This is a genomic window from Paenibacillus sp. FSL H8-0457, from assembly GCF_038051935.1.
Lineage (GTDB): Bacteria > Bacillota > Bacilli > Paenibacillales > Paenibacillaceae > Paenibacillus_AQ > Paenibacillus_AQ lautus_A.
The window spans coordinates 4,695,868-4,713,054 of the sequence record NZ_CP150293.1 but is presented as its reverse complement, the minus strand read 5'-3'; the positions used below and the strand labels follow the sequence as shown (position 1 = coordinate 4,713,054).

Annotated in this window: 17 protein-coding genes; 15 read left to right on the top strand and 2 right to left on the bottom strand. The window is 50.5% G+C overall.

From position 1 onward, the window contains the following. Positions 1-50: 50 nt before the first annotated feature. From recA to MHI43_RS20810, 13 genes are all read left to right on the top strand, one after another. The gene (gene recA, locus MHI43_RS20870) at positions 51-1,112 is read left to right on the top strand and encodes a recombinase RecA (RefSeq protein ID WP_015736279.1); all 1,062 of its coding nucleotides are present in this window, start codon (positions 51-53) and stop codon (positions 1,110-1,112) included. A gap of 139 nt (positions 1,113-1,251) precedes the next feature. Then, positions 1,252-1,989, top strand: a complete 738-nt coding sequence (locus MHI43_RS20865) for a RecX family transcriptional regulator (protein ID WP_036659265.1) — start codon at positions 1,252-1,254, stop codon at positions 1,987-1,989. 365 nt (positions 1,990-2,354) lie between these two features. Continuing rightward, the gene (gene rny, locus MHI43_RS20860; RefSeq protein WP_009589303.1) at positions 2,355-3,896 is read left to right on the top strand and encodes a ribonuclease Y; all 1,542 of its coding nucleotides are present in this window, start codon (positions 2,355-2,357) and stop codon (positions 3,894-3,896) included. Positions 3,897-4,035: 139 nt separating this feature from the next. Next, positions 4,036-4,839 carry a TIGR00282 family metallophosphoesterase gene (locus MHI43_RS20855; protein WP_009589304.1) on the top strand — a complete coding sequence of 268 codons (804 nt, stop codon included), beginning with the start codon at positions 4,036-4,038 and terminating at the stop codon, positions 4,837-4,839. A gap of 129 nt (positions 4,840-4,968) precedes the next feature. Then, the gene (locus tag MHI43_RS20850) at positions 4,969-5,229 is read left to right on the top strand and encodes a stage V sporulation protein S (protein WP_006211249.1); all 261 of its coding nucleotides are present in this window, start codon (positions 4,969-4,971) and stop codon (positions 5,227-5,229) included. Between the two features lie 89 nt (positions 5,230-5,318). Then, positions 5,319-6,290, top strand: a complete 972-nt coding sequence (locus tag MHI43_RS20845; protein WP_036659266.1) for a dipeptidase — start codon at positions 5,319-5,321, stop codon at positions 6,288-6,290. Between the two features lie 163 nt (positions 6,291-6,453). Further along, complete coding sequence (locus MHI43_RS20840) at positions 6,454-7,026, top strand: phosphate propanoyltransferase (RefSeq protein ID WP_036659268.1); 573 nt, start codon at positions 6,454-6,456, stop codon at positions 7,024-7,026. A gap of 188 nt (positions 7,027-7,214) precedes the next feature. Continuing rightward, a protein-coding gene (locus MHI43_RS20835; RefSeq protein ID WP_085982514.1) for an IS3 family transposase occupies positions 7,215-8,359 on the top strand; the annotation gives its coding sequence in 2 pieces (ribosomal slippage) (positions 7,215-7,509 and positions 7,509-8,359; 1,146 coding nt in all). A 260-nt stretch (positions 8,360-8,619) separates the two neighbouring features. Next, positions 8,620-10,179: a tRNA (N6-isopentenyl adenosine(37)-C2)-methylthiotransferase MiaB gene (miaB, locus tag MHI43_RS20830; protein ID WP_015736274.1), complete on the top strand. Its 1,560-nt coding sequence runs from the start codon at positions 8,620-8,622 to the stop codon at positions 10,177-10,179. A 101-nt stretch (positions 10,180-10,280) separates the two neighbouring features. Then, positions 10,281-10,730 carry a YlbF family regulator gene (locus MHI43_RS20825; protein WP_015736273.1) on the top strand — a complete coding sequence of 150 codons (450 nt, stop codon included), beginning with the start codon at positions 10,281-10,283 and terminating at the stop codon, positions 10,728-10,730. A gap of 160 nt (positions 10,731-10,890) precedes the next feature. Continuing rightward, the gene (locus MHI43_RS20820; RefSeq protein WP_015736272.1) at positions 10,891-11,676 is read left to right on the top strand and encodes an NUDIX domain-containing protein; all 786 of its coding nucleotides are present in this window, start codon (positions 10,891-10,893) and stop codon (positions 11,674-11,676) included. 67 nt (positions 11,677-11,743) lie between these two features. Beyond that, positions 11,744-12,301: an isochorismatase family cysteine hydrolase gene (locus MHI43_RS20815; RefSeq protein WP_036661618.1), complete on the top strand. Its 558-nt coding sequence runs from the start codon at positions 11,744-11,746 to the stop codon at positions 12,299-12,301. Positions 12,302-12,358: 57 nt separating this feature from the next. Further along, positions 12,359-13,813: a nicotinate phosphoribosyltransferase gene (locus tag MHI43_RS20810; RefSeq protein ID WP_015736270.1), complete on the top strand. Its 1,455-nt coding sequence runs from the start codon at positions 12,359-12,361 to the stop codon at positions 13,811-13,813. A gap of 78 nt (positions 13,814-13,891) precedes the next feature. Here the strand turns inward: MHI43_RS20810 and MHI43_RS20805 are convergent, their stop codons facing one another. Beyond that, positions 13,892-14,692, bottom strand: coding sequence for a hypothetical protein (locus tag MHI43_RS20805; RefSeq protein WP_036661616.1), 801 nt, complete (start codon positions 14,690-14,692; stop codon positions 13,892-13,894). Between the two features lie 213 nt (positions 14,693-14,905). Here MHI43_RS20805 and MHI43_RS20800 point away from each other — a divergent pair, with 213 nt between their 5' ends. Together MHI43_RS20800 and MHI43_RS20795 are read left to right on the top strand one after the other, a co-directional pair. After that, the gene (locus tag MHI43_RS20800) at positions 14,906-15,904 is read left to right on the top strand and encodes an acryloyl-CoA reductase (RefSeq protein WP_015736268.1); all 999 of its coding nucleotides are present in this window, start codon (positions 14,906-14,908) and stop codon (positions 15,902-15,904) included. Positions 15,905-15,993: 89 nt separating this feature from the next. Then, entirely contained in the window at positions 15,994-16,521 is a 528-nt protein-coding gene (locus tag MHI43_RS20795; RefSeq protein ID WP_036661614.1) for a hypothetical protein, read from the top strand. Between the two features lie 64 nt (positions 16,522-16,585). Here the strand turns inward: MHI43_RS20795 and MHI43_RS20790 are convergent, their stop codons facing one another. Beyond that, positions 16,586-17,104, bottom strand: a complete 519-nt coding sequence (locus MHI43_RS20790) for a molybdenum cofactor biosynthesis protein B (RefSeq protein ID WP_015736266.1) — start codon at positions 17,102-17,104, stop codon at positions 16,586-16,588. Positions 17,105-17,187: the final 83 nt, after the last annotated feature.

The window sequence follows — 17,187 nt, the reverse complement described above, 5'->3', positions numbered from 1 at the left end:
GTCAAAACAAGGTATGATAAGACTATCAACAGTGAAGGGTTGTGGAACAATTGTCAGATCGTCGTGCTGCGCTGGAAATGGCGCTTCGTCAGATAGAGAAACAGTTCGGAAAAGGTTCCATCATGAAACTGGGTGAATCCACCCATATGCAAGTTGAGATTGTGCCAAGCGGATCGTTGGCATTGGATATAGCTTTAGGAACCGGCGGCTTGCCTAGAGGCCGGATTATCGAAGTGTACGGCCCGGAATCCTCCGGTAAAACAACAGTAGCCCTGCATGCCATCGCAGAGGTTCAGAAGGCTGGCGGACAAGCTGCATTTATCGATGCCGAGCATGCTCTGGATCCATCGTATGCAAACAAACTGGGCGTTAATATTGATGAATTGCTGCTCTCCCAACCGGATACGGGCGAGCAGGCGCTGGAAATTGCGGAAGCTCTGGTACGGAGTGGAGCCGTCGATGTCATCGTTATTGACTCGGTTGCCGCGCTTGTACCGAAAGCCGAGATCGAAGGCGACATGGGTGATTCCCACGTAGGTCTGCAAGCCCGTCTGATGTCCCAGGCTCTTCGTAAATTGTCGGGTGCCATCAATAAGTCGAAAACGATTGCCATCTTTATCAACCAGCTTCGCGAGAAGGTTGGCGTTATGTTCGGTAACCCTGAAACAACCCCAGGCGGACGTGCTCTGAAGTTCTATTCCACGGTTCGTTTGGACGTGCGTCGAATTGAGAGCATCAAAATGGGCAACGATGTGGTGGGTAACCGCACACGGATTAAGGTTGTTAAGAACAAGGTAGCTCCACCTTTCAAACAGGCCGAGCTTGATATTATGTACGGCGAAGGCATCTCTAGAGAGGGAAGCCTGATCGATATCGGTACGGAGCTGGATATCGTGGATAAAAGCGGAGCATGGTATTCTTATGCCGGTGACCGTCTTGGTCAAGGCCGCGAGAATGCGAAGCAGTTCTTGAAGGAGAATCCGGAGATCGCCAGCGTGATCGAGAACAAGATCCGTGAAGCGAGTAATCTGACGACGGCTGTTCCTGAGCCTTCCGACAAGGAGAAGGAACAAGAGCAATTGGAAGAGCAAGAGTTGTTTAAGGTAGAGTAATAAATCGCTGGTTAACGATGACAGTGTTTGGGACCGTCCGGTGTGGGTAACGCCAGACGGTCTTCTTTGCATTTATTTCTGCCGAATCATTGGTCTTGACGATGTGTCGAGAAGCGTGCAGCAGTGAAGGGAGCGTCGTATGGATATAGAGAATAAAGAAATGTCGGGGCAGGCGGATTCCTCGGGAATTGGACATTTTCCGGAAGACGAGGATCTGGTCATAACTTCTGTCGAAATGCTGAAAAAGCCCAAACACCGGTATCAAATCGCGTTCGGTCCGTACCTTATGACCGTTCATGAAGACGTGATGCTTAAATATCGCATGTTAAAGGGAAATGTTTTTCGCAAGGAAGAGCTGCAGGAGATTGTCGTGGCAGATGAGCGGCAGCGGGCTTACGTGGAAGCGCTGAATCATTTGGCTCGGAAACCTAGGACGACTCAGGAGATCACGCAGCGTTTGCAGCAAAAGGGGTTCGAGCCCAGCAGCGTGGAGACGACGCTGGAACGCCTCGAGAAGGACAAGCTGGTGGATGACGCGCTGTACGCTAAGATGTGGGCAGAGCAGCGCATGACCAGCCATAAGAAGGGACGGCTGTGGGTTAAGCAGGAGCTGAGGCAGAAGGGGATCGGCACCGAGCTGATTTCGGAGGCTTTGGGCGAGATCAGCGCAGAATCGGAATTGGAGAGCTGCTTGGCCGTGGGACGAAAAAAATGGCAGCAAACCCAGGGGGAGCTGCTGGATCGCAAACGTAAAACCGGAGCATATTTAATGCGTAGGGGTTTTGGGGGAGAGCCTGTGCGCCAGGCACTCAAAATTCTGATCGAAGAGGAGCAGGAGAAAGGCGAATGGGACGAAGAGCCGTATGATTTTGAATAAAGCACAAGCAGTTGTGCATTTTTTCGCTAAAGAAATGGTTTCACTGGATGAAACTGACGTTTACCCATTGCTTTCCCTTGACAATATCTTTTTATAAATACTAAAATAAATATGAATCTTTTTATCATAAATTAGAATCCTTTTTCCTTCCAAAAAAGTGACTACTTTGTGAAAGATTCTTAAATCGCCAATTCATAGTGAAATGTATTCCGCTGGCTAAGGCGGGATTTGCGTACGATCATTATGGCGTGCGCAGTATGGACGGCAGCTTCCACTGTCGGAAAATTTTATGTATGAATGAGTAACCTGACAATTGCACATTTTCCCAAGGAATGCCTTGGAGGAAACAACGAGGAGGTGAACAGATGGAAACTTGGATCTGGATCATAATCGTTCTCGCTGTAGCCGCTATATTCTTTGGGTTCGGTTATTTTATTCGCAAATCCCTTGCAGAAGCTAAAATTTCCAGTGCCGAGCATGCCGCTTTGCAGATCGTCGAAAGTGCGAAGAAGGAAGCAGAAGCATTGAAGAAAGAAACGGTTCTCGAAGCTAAAGACGAAGTTCATAAAATCAGAGCCGAAGCTGAAAAAGACACTCGCGAGCGCCGGAATGAAATTCAACGGCAGGAGCGCAGATTGTTGCAAAAGGAAGAGTCGCTGGATAAAAAAATAGAATCTTTGGAACGTAAAGAAGAACAAGTGGCGAACAAAGAGAAACGAATAGAGGAAACCCAGCAGCAAATCGATGCAATTTACAAGAAGCAAACGACGGAACTGGAGCGCATCTCCAACCTGACGATGGAGGATGCCCGCAGCATCATTCTCAGCAATGTCGAGCAAGAAGTTCGTCATGAAACCGCTCAGATGATCAAAGAAATCGAGCAGCAGGCGAAGGAAGAAGCAGATAAGAAATCACGCGAGATCATCACGCTGGCTATTCAACGCTGTGCGGCTGATCACGTAGCTGAGACCACGGTTTCTGTTGTCACCTTGCCGAACGAAGAAATGAAAGGCCGGATTATCGGACGTGAAGGCCGAAACATTCGTGCGCTTGAGACCCTTACAGGGATTGACCTTATTATCGATGATACTCCGGAAGCTGTCATTCTGTCCGGATTTGATCCGATTCGCCGTGAAATTGCCCGTACGGCTTTGGAAAAGCTCGTGGCGGACGGACGGATTCATCCGGCTCGTATCGAAGAAATGGTGGAGAAATCCCGCAAGGAAGTGGACGAACGCATTCGCGAGTATGGAGAACAAGCCACTTTCGAGGTTGGCGTACACGGTTTGCATCCGGATTTGATCAAAATTCTGGGTCGACTGAAATTCCGTACGAGCTATGGACAAAATGTGTTGAAACACTCCATGGAAGTGGCCTATTTGACTGGCCTGATGGCCGGCGAACTGGGCGAAGACATCGTGCTTGCGAAACGGGCAGGACTGTTGCATGACATCGGTAAAGCGCTGGATCATGAAGTGGAAGGATCGCACGTTGAAATCGGCGTGGAGCTGGCGAAGAAGTATAAGGAACATCCGGTGGTTATCAACAGCATTGCCTCCCATCACGGTGATTGCGAAGCAACTTCGGTTATCGCCATGCTGGTGGGTGCAGCCGACGCATTGTCCGCTGCCAGACCGGGAGCACGCAGAGAGACGCTTGAGACGTACATCCGTCGTCTTGAGAAGCTCGAGGAAATTTCAGAATCCTTTGAAGGCGTTGAGAAATCCTACGCCATTCAAGCAGGACGTGAAGTTCGCGTCATGGTACAGCCGGAAAAAATCGACGATGCCGAAGCATTCCGCTTGGCACGCGATATTACCAAAACGATTGAAAATGAACTGGATTATCCGGGTCATATTAAAGTCACCGTTATCCGGGAAACCCGTGCGGTCGATTACGCGAAATAGAGTTTGGACCTTAAAAAGTGGCCGCATTCCGGCCACTTTTTATCTTTAAGATATCCGAAAATACATATCGGACTATCCATGAATCGGGAACCGACCTGCCTGGGATCAAGTCAGGACAGGACAGGCTCCCCCTGAAGGAGTGATTGACATCAAAGTATTATTCATCGGAGACATTGTCGGCAGCACAGGACGCAAGGCGCTGAAAGCTTCCCTTCCCGAGCTGAAGTCCAAATATAATCCGCACATTATTATTGCCAATGGGGAGAACGCGGCTTCAGGCCGCGGCATCACCTCGGCCATAGCCAATGAATTTTTCAATTGGGGCATTCATGGCATCACCTTGGGAAACCACACGTGGGATAACAAGGATATTTTTGAGTTTATCGACGACGAACCGCGAATGATTCGCCCGGCGAATTTCCCGCCCGGCACACCCGGCCGCGGATACACCGTCATTAAAGCGAACGGCAAACAGCTGGCGATCGTGAATTTGCAGGGACGGACATTCCTGCCAGCCATTGATTGCCCGTTCCGGGCCGCCGATGACATTGTGGATGAACTGCGCCAAAAGCATAAATGCATCCTTGTGGATTTTCATGCTGAGGCGACCTCGGAGAAAATTGCCATGGGATGGCATCTGGAAGGCCGTGCCTCGATGGTGGTCGGCACGCACACCCACGTCCAGAGCAATGACGATACCATACTCCCGGGAGGAACGGCATACATTACGGATACCGGGATGGTGGGATCCAAGGAAGGCATCCTCGGCATGCAGCGCGATGCGGTCATGTATAAATTCAAGACCCAGCTTCCTGCCCGTTTCCAGGTCGATGAGGGCAAATGGCAGTTCCACGCCGTATGCGTGGACATGGATGAGGAGACGGGAAAAGCCCGGAAGATCCAAAAAATCCGCATGTACGAAGATGAATGGCGGATGGATTAAAAACGTCAAAATCAGTTTAATTAAATTAGGTACGGATGGTAAAAAGCAGGAATTTTTTCCCCTCTCACGAATAACATCTAGTAAGCGGAAGCAAACCATCACTCAACATTCCCAGGGGAGGTACTTACCATGGAAGTATTAAAAGTTTCAGCAAAATCCAATCCTAATTCGGTTGCAGGGGCGCTCGCTGGAGTTCTTCGGGAGCGGGGCGGAGCGGAACTGCAAGCGATTGGGGCGGGAGCACTGAACCAGGCCATTAAAGCGGTAGCGATTGCCCGGGGATTTGTAGCACCGAGCGGGGTGGATTTGATATGCATCCCTGCTTTTACGGATATTGTGATTGATGGCGAAGACCGGACGGCAATTAAATTGATCGTGGAACCTAGATAAATTTCGAATGTTGAGGATGAGCCTGTTTACTCTGCTAAGCGTAAACAGGCTTTTTGCTGTGACAGGTCAGAAGGGAGATGAGCGCCGCGATGCGGACGGTTGATTTTCACTGCGATGCTTTGAGCAAAATGTGGGAAGATCCCAAAGCCTCTTTTGTGGACGGCCCGCATTTGGACGTAACGTTGCAGCGTTTGGAGCAGGGGGATCTGGCGCTTGAGGTGTTCGCTGTGTTCTTGTCGGAGAAATTCGGGAGGCCCTCCTTTGAACGCGTATTGGCCCAACTGGATGTATACCGAAGCCGCATCGTGAACGCGGGTCATCTCAAGCCCTTGCTTTGGCGGGAACAAGTCCGAGAGATGAGACAACGCAAGACGGAGCGGTACGGCGTGCTGTCGCTGGAAGGCGTTGACGGGCTGGAGGGCAATCTGTATTACGTTCAGCTTTTATTTGATATGGGCGTACGATTGATGGGAGTTACCTGGAATTATGCCAACTGGGCAGCGGATGGCGTGCTGGAGCAGCGAAACGGCGGGTTTACGGAACGGGGACGTCAGCTGATCGAGCAATGTCATAGAACAGGCATCATTCTGGATGTGTCTCATCTGTCCCAGGCCGGTTTCTGGGAACTGGCGGAGCTGACTCAGCGGCCCGTCATTGCTTCGCATTCCAATGCCTACTCCATTTGCCCGCATCCCCGGAATTTGAGCGATGAACAGATACGGGCACTGATAGCGTTAAACGGCATGATCGGCATCACGTTTGTGCCCTGGTTTATCCGCAGCGGTGTCCAGCGCGTGACGCCGGAGGACGTCCTGCCGCACATCGAGAAGATTTGTGAGCTGGGCGGAGAGAAGCACATCATGTTCGGGTCGGATTTCGACGGAATCGATCAGTGGATCGAAGGGCTGGAGCATCCGGGCCGGTATCCGGATTTTCAGGAGCTGCTGCTCAAGTTTTATCCCGAATCGACGGTCAAAGGCTGGATGTCGGATAATCCGCTGCGTTTTCTTGAACAGCATTTGCCTGCATCGCCGGTTCAAGAATATGAACATGACGCATAACATCCTGGATTCGAGGATAACTATGACAATCCTGTTGCAGATCGCGCAAGAAACGAAAGAAGGCGACCTGAAACACGCGGGTTGCCTTTTTATTTTTGGGTAATAGAGAGTATAATAGGTGATGGCATGTACAGCATATAGAGAAAAACAAGGAGTGAGACAGATGAGTAAAACTGTACCCGTGGGTGTATCCGCCCGCCATATTCATTTAACCCAAGAGCATATTGAGGCATTGTTCGGCCCTGGATATCAACTTACAGAGTTCAAACCTTTGTCCCAGCCAGGACAATTCGCGGCCAACGAAACGGTAGCGGTCATTGGAACAAAGGGACAATTCGATAAAGTAAGAATTTTGGGACCTGCGCGTCCTGCAACCCAACTGGAAATTTCCCGTACGGATTCCTTTGCCATCGGCGTGAAAGCACCCGTGCGCGAATCCGGAAACATTGCCGGTACCCCGGGAATCACGATTAAAGGCCCGGCAGGTGAAGTAACGGTGGACGAAGGCGTCATCGTGGCCGCTCGTCATATTCACTTCCATACATCCAATGCGGAACAGTGGGGCATTAAGGACAAGGACCTGCTCAAAGTGCGCCTAGGCGGCGAACGCGGCCTTGTGCTGGAGAACGTCATTGCCCGCGTATCCGACAATTTTGCGCTCGACATGCACATCGATACCGATGAAGCCAACGCAGCCGGCGCCAAAAACGGAGATACTGCTGAAATTATTGATTAATCCGCGGCTATAGAAAGCCATAAGAACATACTGTATGTGTCACGCATGCGCAACTTTTACAAGTTCGCAGTCAAGAAGAGCCTGGATCGATTCGGGACTGACCCCAAAGCGTGAGACAAATTAAAACACCTTCAAGAGAACTAAACCATGTCGTAAGATATGGAGATAACCTTGGAGGTGTTTTTGCGTTGGCAACAAGAGTTAGCTACCCATTCGAACTTAAGATGAAAGCTATTGAAATGAGATTAGAAGGAGTTCCGGTTAGAGAGGTCATGGAGCAACTCGGGATACGGAATAAGACACAGCTAAAGGTGTGGATGAAGTGGTATCGAGAAGGTGACGTACATCGGCTGGAGCAGCCTGTGGGTAAGCAATATAGCTACGGGAAGGGGCCAGAATACTCTTCAGAGTTAGAAAAACTACAGGCAGAAAACCGATTTTTAAAGCAGCAATTGGACCTGCTAAAAAAGTACACGGAGTTAGAAAGGAGGTGAAACCCGAGGTCGTCGTTGCTTGGATCGAGTCCATTCGAGAAGAAGTCACGGTGACGCAAGCTTGTGCATGGCTTGGGATTGCAAGAGCAACCTATTATCGCTGGAAAGCAACTGTGGAAGCAAAAGGTCCAGAACCAACGGTGGAGAAAATCCGAGAACTTTGCATTCATCATAAATTTCGGTATGGTTACCGGAAGATCACCGCGCTCCTCCGAACAGAGCAAAGTATAAATCACAAACGTGTGCAGCGTATTATGCAGCGAGAGGGGCTCCAATGTCGTGTCAGAGTGAAGAAACGCAAACCTACAGGGCAGCCAGCTTACATCGCAGAACACTTGTTAAAGCGTCAGTTTGAGGCCGATGCCCCTATGCAAAAACTCGTAACAGACATTACGTATTTGCCGTTTGGCGGAAAAACGTTATACCTGTCGAGCATCTTGGACTTGTTTAACGGAGAGATTGTGGCATACAGTATATCTGACAAGCAAGACACTGAGTTTGTCCTGGACACGTTGGCTCAACTGCCCACCCTGTCGGGCACCATGCTCCATAGCGACCAAGGCAGCGTCTACACCTCTCAGGCCTATCAAGAAGCTGTAAAGGGAAAAGGCATTACCATGAGCATGTCCCGCAAGGGTACGCCCGCTGATAATGCCCCCATCGAATCGTTTCATTCCACGCTAAAGTCTGAAACGTTCTATCTCGAAGGTTTAACCTGTACGACGACGGCAATCGTCGAGCAGACCGTTCGAGACTACATTACTTACTATAACTCAATTCGCATTCAAACAAAACTAAACAACCAGTCACCGGTTCATTTCCGGCAACTGGCTGCTTAAACTTGCAAGGTGTTTTGATCCCTGTCTCACAAACGGGGGGCAGTCCCATTCATCGATGCCAGGCTCTTTTTTGGAAATTCCAAGTTTACGGGCGGCGTGCTGCCGAACATGGGAGAAGAAAATCAACGGCCAAGGAACGCTCTAATAGCACCAGGGTGGTAGCTTAGGCATAAAGATCATGATATAATTTAAAACAGTGCCTATTTAAGCAATATTGTCATGTAAACCAGAGATTTTGCGGATCTAAGGAGTGACCTAGCATGTCGAAAGAAAGTAAGGACTACTCCAAGTATTTTGATTTTTCAGGAGCCAAAGTTCTCTCGGAAGATGAACACGGGAAGAGAATTCGCATCAATGGCCGGGAAATCAACATTCTTTCGGAGCCTAATCATAGACAGGAAAAACAACGCGGCAAACAGAGTGTCGAAGTCCTGTACGATACCGAACTGCCTGAGGAGTTCCGAAGCATCGGGGCTGGCAAGCATTACATCGTGTATACGTACGGATGCCAGATGAATGAGCATGATTCCGAGACGATTAAGGGATTGCTGGAGCAGATGGGCTACCGGGCAACCGAGGATCGCAAGCAGGCGGACATCATTTTGCTCAACACATGTGCCATTCGTGAAAATGCGGAGGACAAGGTGTTTGGCGAACTCGGCCACCTGAAGCATCTGAAGACGGAAAAGCCGGATATGCTGCTTGGGGTTTGCGGCTGCATGTCGCAGGAAGAATCGGTCGTGAATCGAATTCTCCAAAAGCATGGCTTCGTGGATCTGATCTTCGGCACGCATAACGTACATCGTCTGCCTCACTTGATTCAGGAAGCGCTCTTCAGCAAGGAAATGGTGGTTGAAGTGTGGTCCAAGGAAGGCGACATTGTCGAGAATCTTCCGAAGAAAAGGGAAGGTCTCCGCGGCTGGGTCAACATTATGTACGGCTGTGATAAATTCTGTACATACTGCATCGTCCCTTACACCCGCGGCAAGGAACGCAGCCGGCGTCCGGAGGACGTCATTGCCGAGGTTCGCGAATTGGCCCGTCAAGGGTATAAGGAAATTACGCTCCTCGGTCAAAACGTGAATGCGTACGGCAAAGATTTTGAAGATATACAGTATCGCTTCGGCGATCTGATGGATGATATTCACAAAATCGATATCCCGCGCGTTCGCTTCACGACATCCCATCCAAGGGACTTCGACGATCATCTGATCGAGGTGCTGGCGAAGGGCGGCAACCTGGTGGAGCATATTCATCTGCCGGTGCAGTCGGGAAGCTCGCAAGTGCTCAAGAAAATGAGCCGGAAATATACCCGCGAGACGTATTTGGAACTGGCCCATAAGATTAAGAAGGCGATTCCCAATGTAGCGTTCACCACCGACATCATTGTCGGTTTCCCCGGCGAAACCGATGAGCAGTTTGAGGAGACGCTGTCCCTGGTACGGGAAGTAGGTTATGACTCTGCGTATACCTTTATTTATTCTCCGCGCGAAGGAACGCCGGCAGCGGTGATGGAGGATAATGTGCCGATGGAGGTTAAGAGCGAGCGTCTGCAGCGCTTGAACGCCGCCATTAATGAATACAGCCGCAAGAGCAACGACAGGCTGCTTGGATCTACGGTGGAGGTCCTGGTAGAAGGAGTCAGCAAGAACAATGATTCCATGCTGTCCGGACGCACGCGCACGAACAAGCTGGTGCATTTTGAAGGCTCAACGGAACTCGTAGGCAGCTTCGTGAATGTAAGGATCACGGATACGAAGACCTGGTATATCAAAGGGGATATGATCCCGGACGCGATTCCTGCCTCAGATGCGGTATAATGGAGGGGCAAGAAGCATGCCAATGCAGCATAGACCGTTACCGCAATGGATCCATGCCTGCATATACCCATATAGATGATGAAGAATTGGAGCGATGAACCTTGGCACATGATCATGTTCGTACCAACACCTACGGTATGTCCACTTACAATACGCGTGAATTGATTATACGCGACGATATTCTGGCGAAAGCCGGCGAGCTGGCGAATTTAATATCCACAAGCGAAGAAGTTCAGATGTTTAAGCAAGCGGAAGAGAAGATCCAGAATCACGAACGGGTCCAAAACCTGATCAAAACCATTAAGAAAAAGCAAAAAGAAATCGTAGCTTTTGAAACGTTCCAGAACAAGGACATGGTAGCAAAAATCGAACGCGAGATCGAAGAGCTGCAGGAGGAGATTGACAGCATCCCGCTCGTGATGGAGTTCCAGCAAAGTCAAAGCGACATTAATTATCTTCTTCAGCTGGTCGTATCCGTGATTCACGATACCGTTTCGGAAAAAGTGAACGTGGAAACAGGTAAAGATACGCCGCCAAGCAGCTGCGGATAGAGGAAACGAGGTGCGGAATGGTTCCGCACCTTTTCTGTTCTTGTTAAGGCATGCACAGAATGAGAATGTATAGGGCATAGTAAACTATATAGAGATTGGGCTAGGAAATCCTTGACATCATTTTTAAATATGTCATAATGAAATTATCAAATTAATAGTTATGGTGATGGAAATGACGGATCGCGAACAGGCGCCAAAGAGCAGTGCCAAGAAATACAGAACACCGGACGGTGTGCCCGCCGATATCGTGATGTTTACCTTGACGAAGCGGGAACGGAAGACCTTTACCAAGACACTGCCCATTCGGGAGCTTAAGGTGATGCTGATCCGGCGCAGGTCATGGCCTTGTGCCGGCATGTGGGCGCTTCCCGGCGGTTTTTGCCGTGAAAGCGAGTCGATTTACGATGCCGCCAAACGGGAGCTGAAGGAAGAGACCGGGGTGGACGGCGGACACTTGGAGTACTTGGGCGTGTATAGCGCGCCGGGACGTGATCCAAGAGGCTGGATTATCAGTCATGCCTTCTATGCGCTCGTAGAGGAGTGGATGCTGGAGCACCGCCAGGCTGCCGATGACGCGGAAGAGGTTGGCCTGTTTACGGTCGCGGAAGCTTTGGAGGAGCTGGAGCTTGCTTTTGACCACAGGGATATTATTATGGATGCTTACCGCAAGATTCAGCTGCAAATGCTGCAAACGACGATTGCCAGGCAGTTTTTGCCGGAGCATTTTACGCTGAGCGAGTTATACCAGGTCATCCAGACGGTTGTGCCCGAGTTCAACGAACCCAACTTTATCCGTAAAATCACATCGACCCGCAGCAGACAGGGGATACTGGAAGAAGCGCGGGATGAGAACGGCAAGCCGCTAAGCTCCAACCAATATTCCCAACGTCCGGCCCAATTGTACCGATTTACGGATCATGCGCCGCTGCTATCGATTTATACGTAGCAGGTCTATGATTCAACCGCTGTTATTTTATCGATCACATTAATCATATCGTAGAGGAGTGTGTCAGATGAAAGCCTTAATCGTGATAGATTTCACGAATGATTTCGTGGATGGTAACCTGCCGGTAGGGAAACCCGCCATCGACATTCAGAAGACCATTGCGGAGTTGACCCGATTATACAGCGATCGCGGAGATTTTGTCGTCATGGCCGTGGACCTGCATGAGCAGGACGACGCTTTTCACCCCGAAACCAAGCTGTTTCCTCCGCATAACATCCGGGGAACCCAGGGGCGGGAATTATACGGCGAGTTACAACAGGTCTATGAGGATCGCAAGGATACGATCTATTGGATGGATAAAACAAGATACAGCGCATTTTGCGGTACGGATCTGAACCAGAAGCTGCGGGAACGCGGGATTACCGAAGTCGATCTTGTCGGGGTATGCACCGACATCTGCGTGCTGCATACTGCCGTGGATGCGTATAATTACGGGTACAAAATAACGGTGTATGAAGATGGCGTTGCCAGCTTCAATCCGGAGGGGCATAAGTGGGCGTTAAGCCACTTTCAGGGCAGTCTCGGGGCAGCCGTTGTGCGAAGCGAAGAATTTCTTAATCGATAGACAGCTCGAACTACCCGGAAGCATGGATGAACCGGGTCATACTGGAGGATGATCGTGATGCTGACAGCAGGATTAGCACTACATACGGACAAATACCAGATCAACATGATGTATGCGCATTGGATTAACGGCTCTCATCGTACGCGTGCGGTGTTTGAGGGATATTTCCGCAAGCTGCCGTTCGGTAACGGGTACGCCGTTTTTGCCGGACTGGAAAGGATCGTGCATTATATCGAGTCCTTGCGTTTCTCGGATGAGGATATCGCGTATCTGGCCAAACAGGAAGAGAAGTATAAGCCTGAATTTCTGGAGGAGCTTCGCCGCTTCCGGTTTCAAGGGAATATTCATTCCATGAAGGAGGGGGCGCTGGTATTCCCGAACGAACCGCTCATTCGGGTGGAAGGCACCATTTTCGAGACGCAGCTGGTCGAAACCGCGCTCCTGAACTTCATGAATTTTCAGACCTTGATCGCGACCAAGGCCTCCCGCATCCGTCAGGTGGCCGGCGGCGATACCTTGCTGGAGTTTGGCACAAGACGCGCGCAGGAAGCGGATGCGGCCGTGTGGGGAGCCCGTGCAGCGTATCTGGCCGGCTTCCATGCTACCTCGAATATGCTCGCCGGCGAGAAATTCGGTATTCCGACCAAAGGCACGCATGCGCATTCCTGGGTGCAGACCTTCCGGAGCGAGCAGGAGGCATTTGATATTTTTGCCGAGGTCATGCCGGATCAAGTGACGCTGCTGGTGGATACCTTCGATACGTTAAAGAGCGGGATTCCCCACGCCATCGCAACGGCGAAGAAGCTGGAGGCCCAAGGAAAGCGGATGAATGCCATTCGTCTGGACAGCGGGGATTTGGCTTACCTGTCGATTCAGGCAAGGAAGATGCTGGATGAGGCCGGTCTTCACTATGTAGGCATCGTAGCTTCCAACGATCTGGATGAGGGTACGATTCTGGATCTCAAGGCACAGGGTGCCAAGGTCGATACTTGGGGCGTCGGTACCCAGCTGATCACGGCGGCCGACCAGCCTGCGCTCGGAGGGGTCTACAAGCTGGTGGAGCGGGAGGTTGACGGGAAAATGGTACCGACCATCAAAATCTCGGGCAACCCTGAAAAAGTGTCCACCCCCGGCAAAAAGGACGTGTACCGCATCATATCCAAGGGCAGCGGCAAAGCAATCGCCGATTACATCTGTTTCCCGGAAGAGGAGATGCCGCCGGAAAGCGGTAAGCTGAAGCTGTTTAATCCGCTGCATCCTTACATGCGCAAAAACGTGAAGAACTTTGAAGCGGTGTCCATGCTGGAACCGATATTCCAGCATGGCGAATTGGTGTATGAACTGCCGGAGCTGGAGGAAATCCGCAGCTATCATGACGCACAGCTGGGACAGTTCTGGCCCGAGTATTTGCGTAAGCTGAATCCGGAGATATACCGCGTGAACCTGAGCGAAGAGGTCTGGGAAGTGAAACAGCGGATGATGGCCGAGTTCATGGAACAGCATGAAGATTAGAATATACACACCAATGAAAAAGACGCTTCCCCAATCTTGCCGCTTGGCAGGAGAAGGGAGCGTCTTTTTGTACTTGGCCTATAGGTCAAGTCGATCCACTATACTTCCGTTGACGTCACGCGCGGTGAGATGAACCTTGTCCTTGTTCTCTAGCATGTCGGGCTGGCGTTCGTAGTACCAAATGTACAAATCTTCACTGACATATGGCTTGAGTTGCTGATAAGGTATGGTATGGACCGGCTGACCATTTACTCGGACCTGAAAGGGTTCCTGGCTTCTATATACGCCAATGACAAGTGATGAATACTTGCCTGTCTCCGAGAATACGGAGTGAGAAGAGGAATCTTCAGCAGGAGGGTACAATATTGTTGCAAATGAAGTGTTCCATCCGAACCATCCCTTGGTATAGGTTGATAAATGCAATCCCGTTCCAGGTGTAACCAAGAAAGCATAAGCCTTCTTCGGCGATAATTCTGATTGTATGATTTCAGCATGTTCAACGCTGAAAGGTGCCTCAAGAAAAGCATGTTTCCCATTGAATACGGCTGCTTCAACCGAGCGGTGTGTGCTCATGTATTCATAGATCCCGGTAATCAATAGGAAGAGTAGACCGATTAATACGTATACTTTGAGACCAGGCCGGGTAATGATGGGGAATACTCTGAAGATTAGCCGATACAGTGTAAGAATGAGACCCAAGCTTAGAAAGAACACGAGAAACGAGCCGGCAACGCCCCCTGATTGTGTATGAATACCAAGGGCTCCAAAAAACTGGCTGATCGGTTTATAGACGACCGGTAACAGAACTAAGGTCACCAAAGTGAGCAAGTACGAGAAGCGGAAGGATGAACGTTCAGATCTATATTCAGAATGAGTCATAACTTAGATTTCAACTCCTGCTGGTGATTTTTGTATAAAAGTATTCCTTTTCCATGATAACATAATTTTTACTAATTAAGCCGAGTGGAGGATCATTTCTCGGGAAAGCGCATAAGTCGCCATATTCCGAGAGCATGCATAAAGCTTCGACATATTCTTCGTGCAAATCCAGATTGCTTTGCAGCACCTAAACTAACCCAAGGAGTGATATGTGTGGACAACGAAACCGAATTTCAAGCCTATGTGCTTCGTCAAGATGAGCAAGGGGTTCGCGGCAGCGTGGAGAACATGAGGTTGGATCAGCTGCCCGAAGGCGACGTTATTGTGCGGGTGTTATACAGTGGGGTTAACTATAAAGACGGGCTGGCCAGCATACCGGGTGGAAAAATCGTTCGCAGGTATCCGTTCATACCAGGCATTGACCTGGCAGGGACGGTCGTGCATTCCGCTCATGCGGATTACAAGGAAGGGGATTCCGTCCTCTGTACCGGTTATGAGTTAGGGGTATCCCATGAAGGCGGGTTCAGCCAATATGCACGGGTTAAGGGAGAATGGCTCGTTCCCCTGCCGCAGGGTTTGTCTCCGCGCGATGCGATGGCCATCGGTACCGCAGGGTTCACGGCAGCATTATCGATCGAGGCTTTATTGCGGAATGGGTTGCGGCAGGAGCAGGGTTCCGTCCTGGTTACGGGCGCGACCGGGGGAGTGGGCAGCTTCGCGGTATCCATTCTTAACCAGTTAGGTTATCGGGTAACGGCATCGACAGGCAAATCCAGCCAAACCGACTGGCTCTTGAAGCTGGGAGCCCATGAGGTGATCTCCAGAGAAGAAGCTGCAGCAGCCTCCAAGGGGGCCATCTCCGCCGAGAAATGGGCAGCCGTGGTAGATCCCGTCGGTGGTGATCACTTGGGCGCCATCCTGAAAAGCGTACAATACGGCGGAAGCGTCGCCGTTTCCGGCATGACGGGCGGTGGTGCGTTTGAAACGACGGTGTTTCCGTTCATACTGAGGGGAATCAATCTCCTTGGCATCGACTCGGTGTACTGCCCCATGGCCTACCGCCGAGCGTTATGGACCAAGCTGGCGAATGAATGGAAGCCGACATCCGTGCTTCAAGAAGGAATCGGCGAATACGGATTGACCGATTTGCCCGAAGTGCTGAATACCATCCTGCAGGGCGGGGCGGTAGGACGAAGCGTCATCGCCTTATAATATTTGGCCGTTTTTATCGAATAATGTTCCTCTCCCACAGGCATTCTAAGGGAAGGTAGCCTTTGACACCTTAGGAAGGGGGAGTGAACATGAAATACCGCAAAATCGTTACCGTGTTATTGCTCTGTTCCATTCTTGCCATATCGGTCGGTTGCTCCAGGCAGGTGGCCAGGGACGAGATGCGCCTATATAACATGAGGGCTTACGAGGAAGGCTCCAGAGAGGCCCGGATATCAGGCCGGGGCATGAACGGAAAATTCCTTGAGGATCTCCAAGCCTCGTTCAACCAGGCCGATATGCCGTTGACCAACGAAACCTATGTAGAGGACAACGTCGGCAATATCACATATCAATACCGGATCAATTATGATGCAAGCCAGTTTATTACCGTGTACGTCTATCAAAATCAAGCGGCAAGGGAAAAAGGCCTCAAGGAAATCTATGGCGTAACGGAAGGGGATGCCAATGCGGCCGGCGGGCATAATCTGATCATAAGTGACAAGGAAACGTCCATCGTCTATACGTCGACAGGCGACAAAACGGATAACTATTATGACCAGGTCAAAAAAATAGCGCCCTCCCTGCTTGCCAAACATCAACGACGCGCCAGCAGTTAGGATACAGCTAAGGCCGGATGCCCATATGCATCCGGCCTTTTGCATGGTGCCCGGCGTTAGTTGGTTATGATCGGTGTTTATCCAGCTCATATTTGACGTGCCGCAGCTCAGGCAGGAGGATACGGTTCATGGCAAGTTTTACGGCACCGCTGGAACCCGGCATCGAGAAAACGGCCGTGTGGCTTATCGTGCCGCCGATCGCGCGGCTTAAAATAGCCGCAGACCCGATATCTTCGGTGAAGCTAAGGAAGCGGAAGATTTCTCCGAATCCCGGGAGTTCTTTATCCAGCAGCGAAGAGACCGCTTCATAGGTGGTATCCCGGCTCGAGATGCCTGTTCCGCCGGTTAGTAACACGATATCGATCTCCGGAGCGCTGGCCGCGGAATAAATCGTTTCACGGATCGTTTCGTAGTCGTCTGGAACAATGCTGTATGCCACGACGGCATGTCCGGCTTCTTCAAGCAAGCCGATCATCAGTTTGCCGCTCTTGTCCGTGTCCTTCGTCCGCGTGTCCGAAACCGTAATCACCATACAGTTCACGGAAGCGGGGGATTGCTGTTTATGTTCTTGCGTCGAATTCATGCGTTATGACAACTCCTGTTCAGTTAATGGCGGGACGCTTGCGGTAGACGGATGAAATGTAGTACACTCGCTAGCATAATAAA

Coding starts and splice junctions, on each gene's coding strand:
- MHI43_RS20820 (WP_015736272.1), top strand. CDS start 10,891: ATGGTGATGGAAATGACGGATCGCGAACAGGCGCCAAAGAGCAGTGCC.
- MHI43_RS20845 (WP_036659266.1), top strand. CDS start 5,319: ATGCGGACGGTTGATTTTCACTGCGATGCTTTGAGCAAAATGTGGGAA.
- MHI43_RS20795 (WP_036661614.1), top strand. CDS start 15,994: ATGAAATACCGCAAAATCGTTACCGTGTTATTGCTCTGTTCCATTCTT.
- MHI43_RS20790 (WP_015736266.1), bottom strand. CDS start 17,104: ATGAATTCGACGCAAGAACATAAACAGCAATCCCCCGCTTCCGTGAAC.
- MHI43_RS20840 (WP_036659268.1), top strand. CDS start 6,454: ATGAGTAAAACTGTACCCGTGGGTGTATCCGCCCGCCATATTCATTTA.
- MHI43_RS20815 (WP_036661618.1), top strand. CDS start 11,744: ATGAAAGCCTTAATCGTGATAGATTTCACGAATGATTTCGTGGATGGT.
- rny (WP_009589303.1), top strand. CDS start 2,355: ATGGAAACTTGGATCTGGATCATAATCGTTCTCGCTGTAGCCGCTATA.
- miaB (WP_015736274.1), top strand. CDS start 8,620: ATGTCGAAAGAAAGTAAGGACTACTCCAAGTATTTTGATTTTTCAGGA.
- MHI43_RS20805 (WP_036661616.1), bottom strand. CDS start 14,692: ATGACTCATTCTGAATATAGATCTGAACGTTCATCCTTCCGCTTCTCG.
- MHI43_RS20850 (WP_006211249.1), top strand. CDS start 4,969: ATGGAAGTATTAAAAGTTTCAGCAAAATCCAATCCTAATTCGGTTGCA.
- MHI43_RS20810 (WP_015736270.1), top strand. CDS start 12,359: ATGCTGACAGCAGGATTAGCACTACATACGGACAAATACCAGATCAAC.
- MHI43_RS20865 (WP_036659265.1), top strand. CDS start 1,252: ATGGATATAGAGAATAAAGAAATGTCGGGGCAGGCGGATTCCTCGGGA.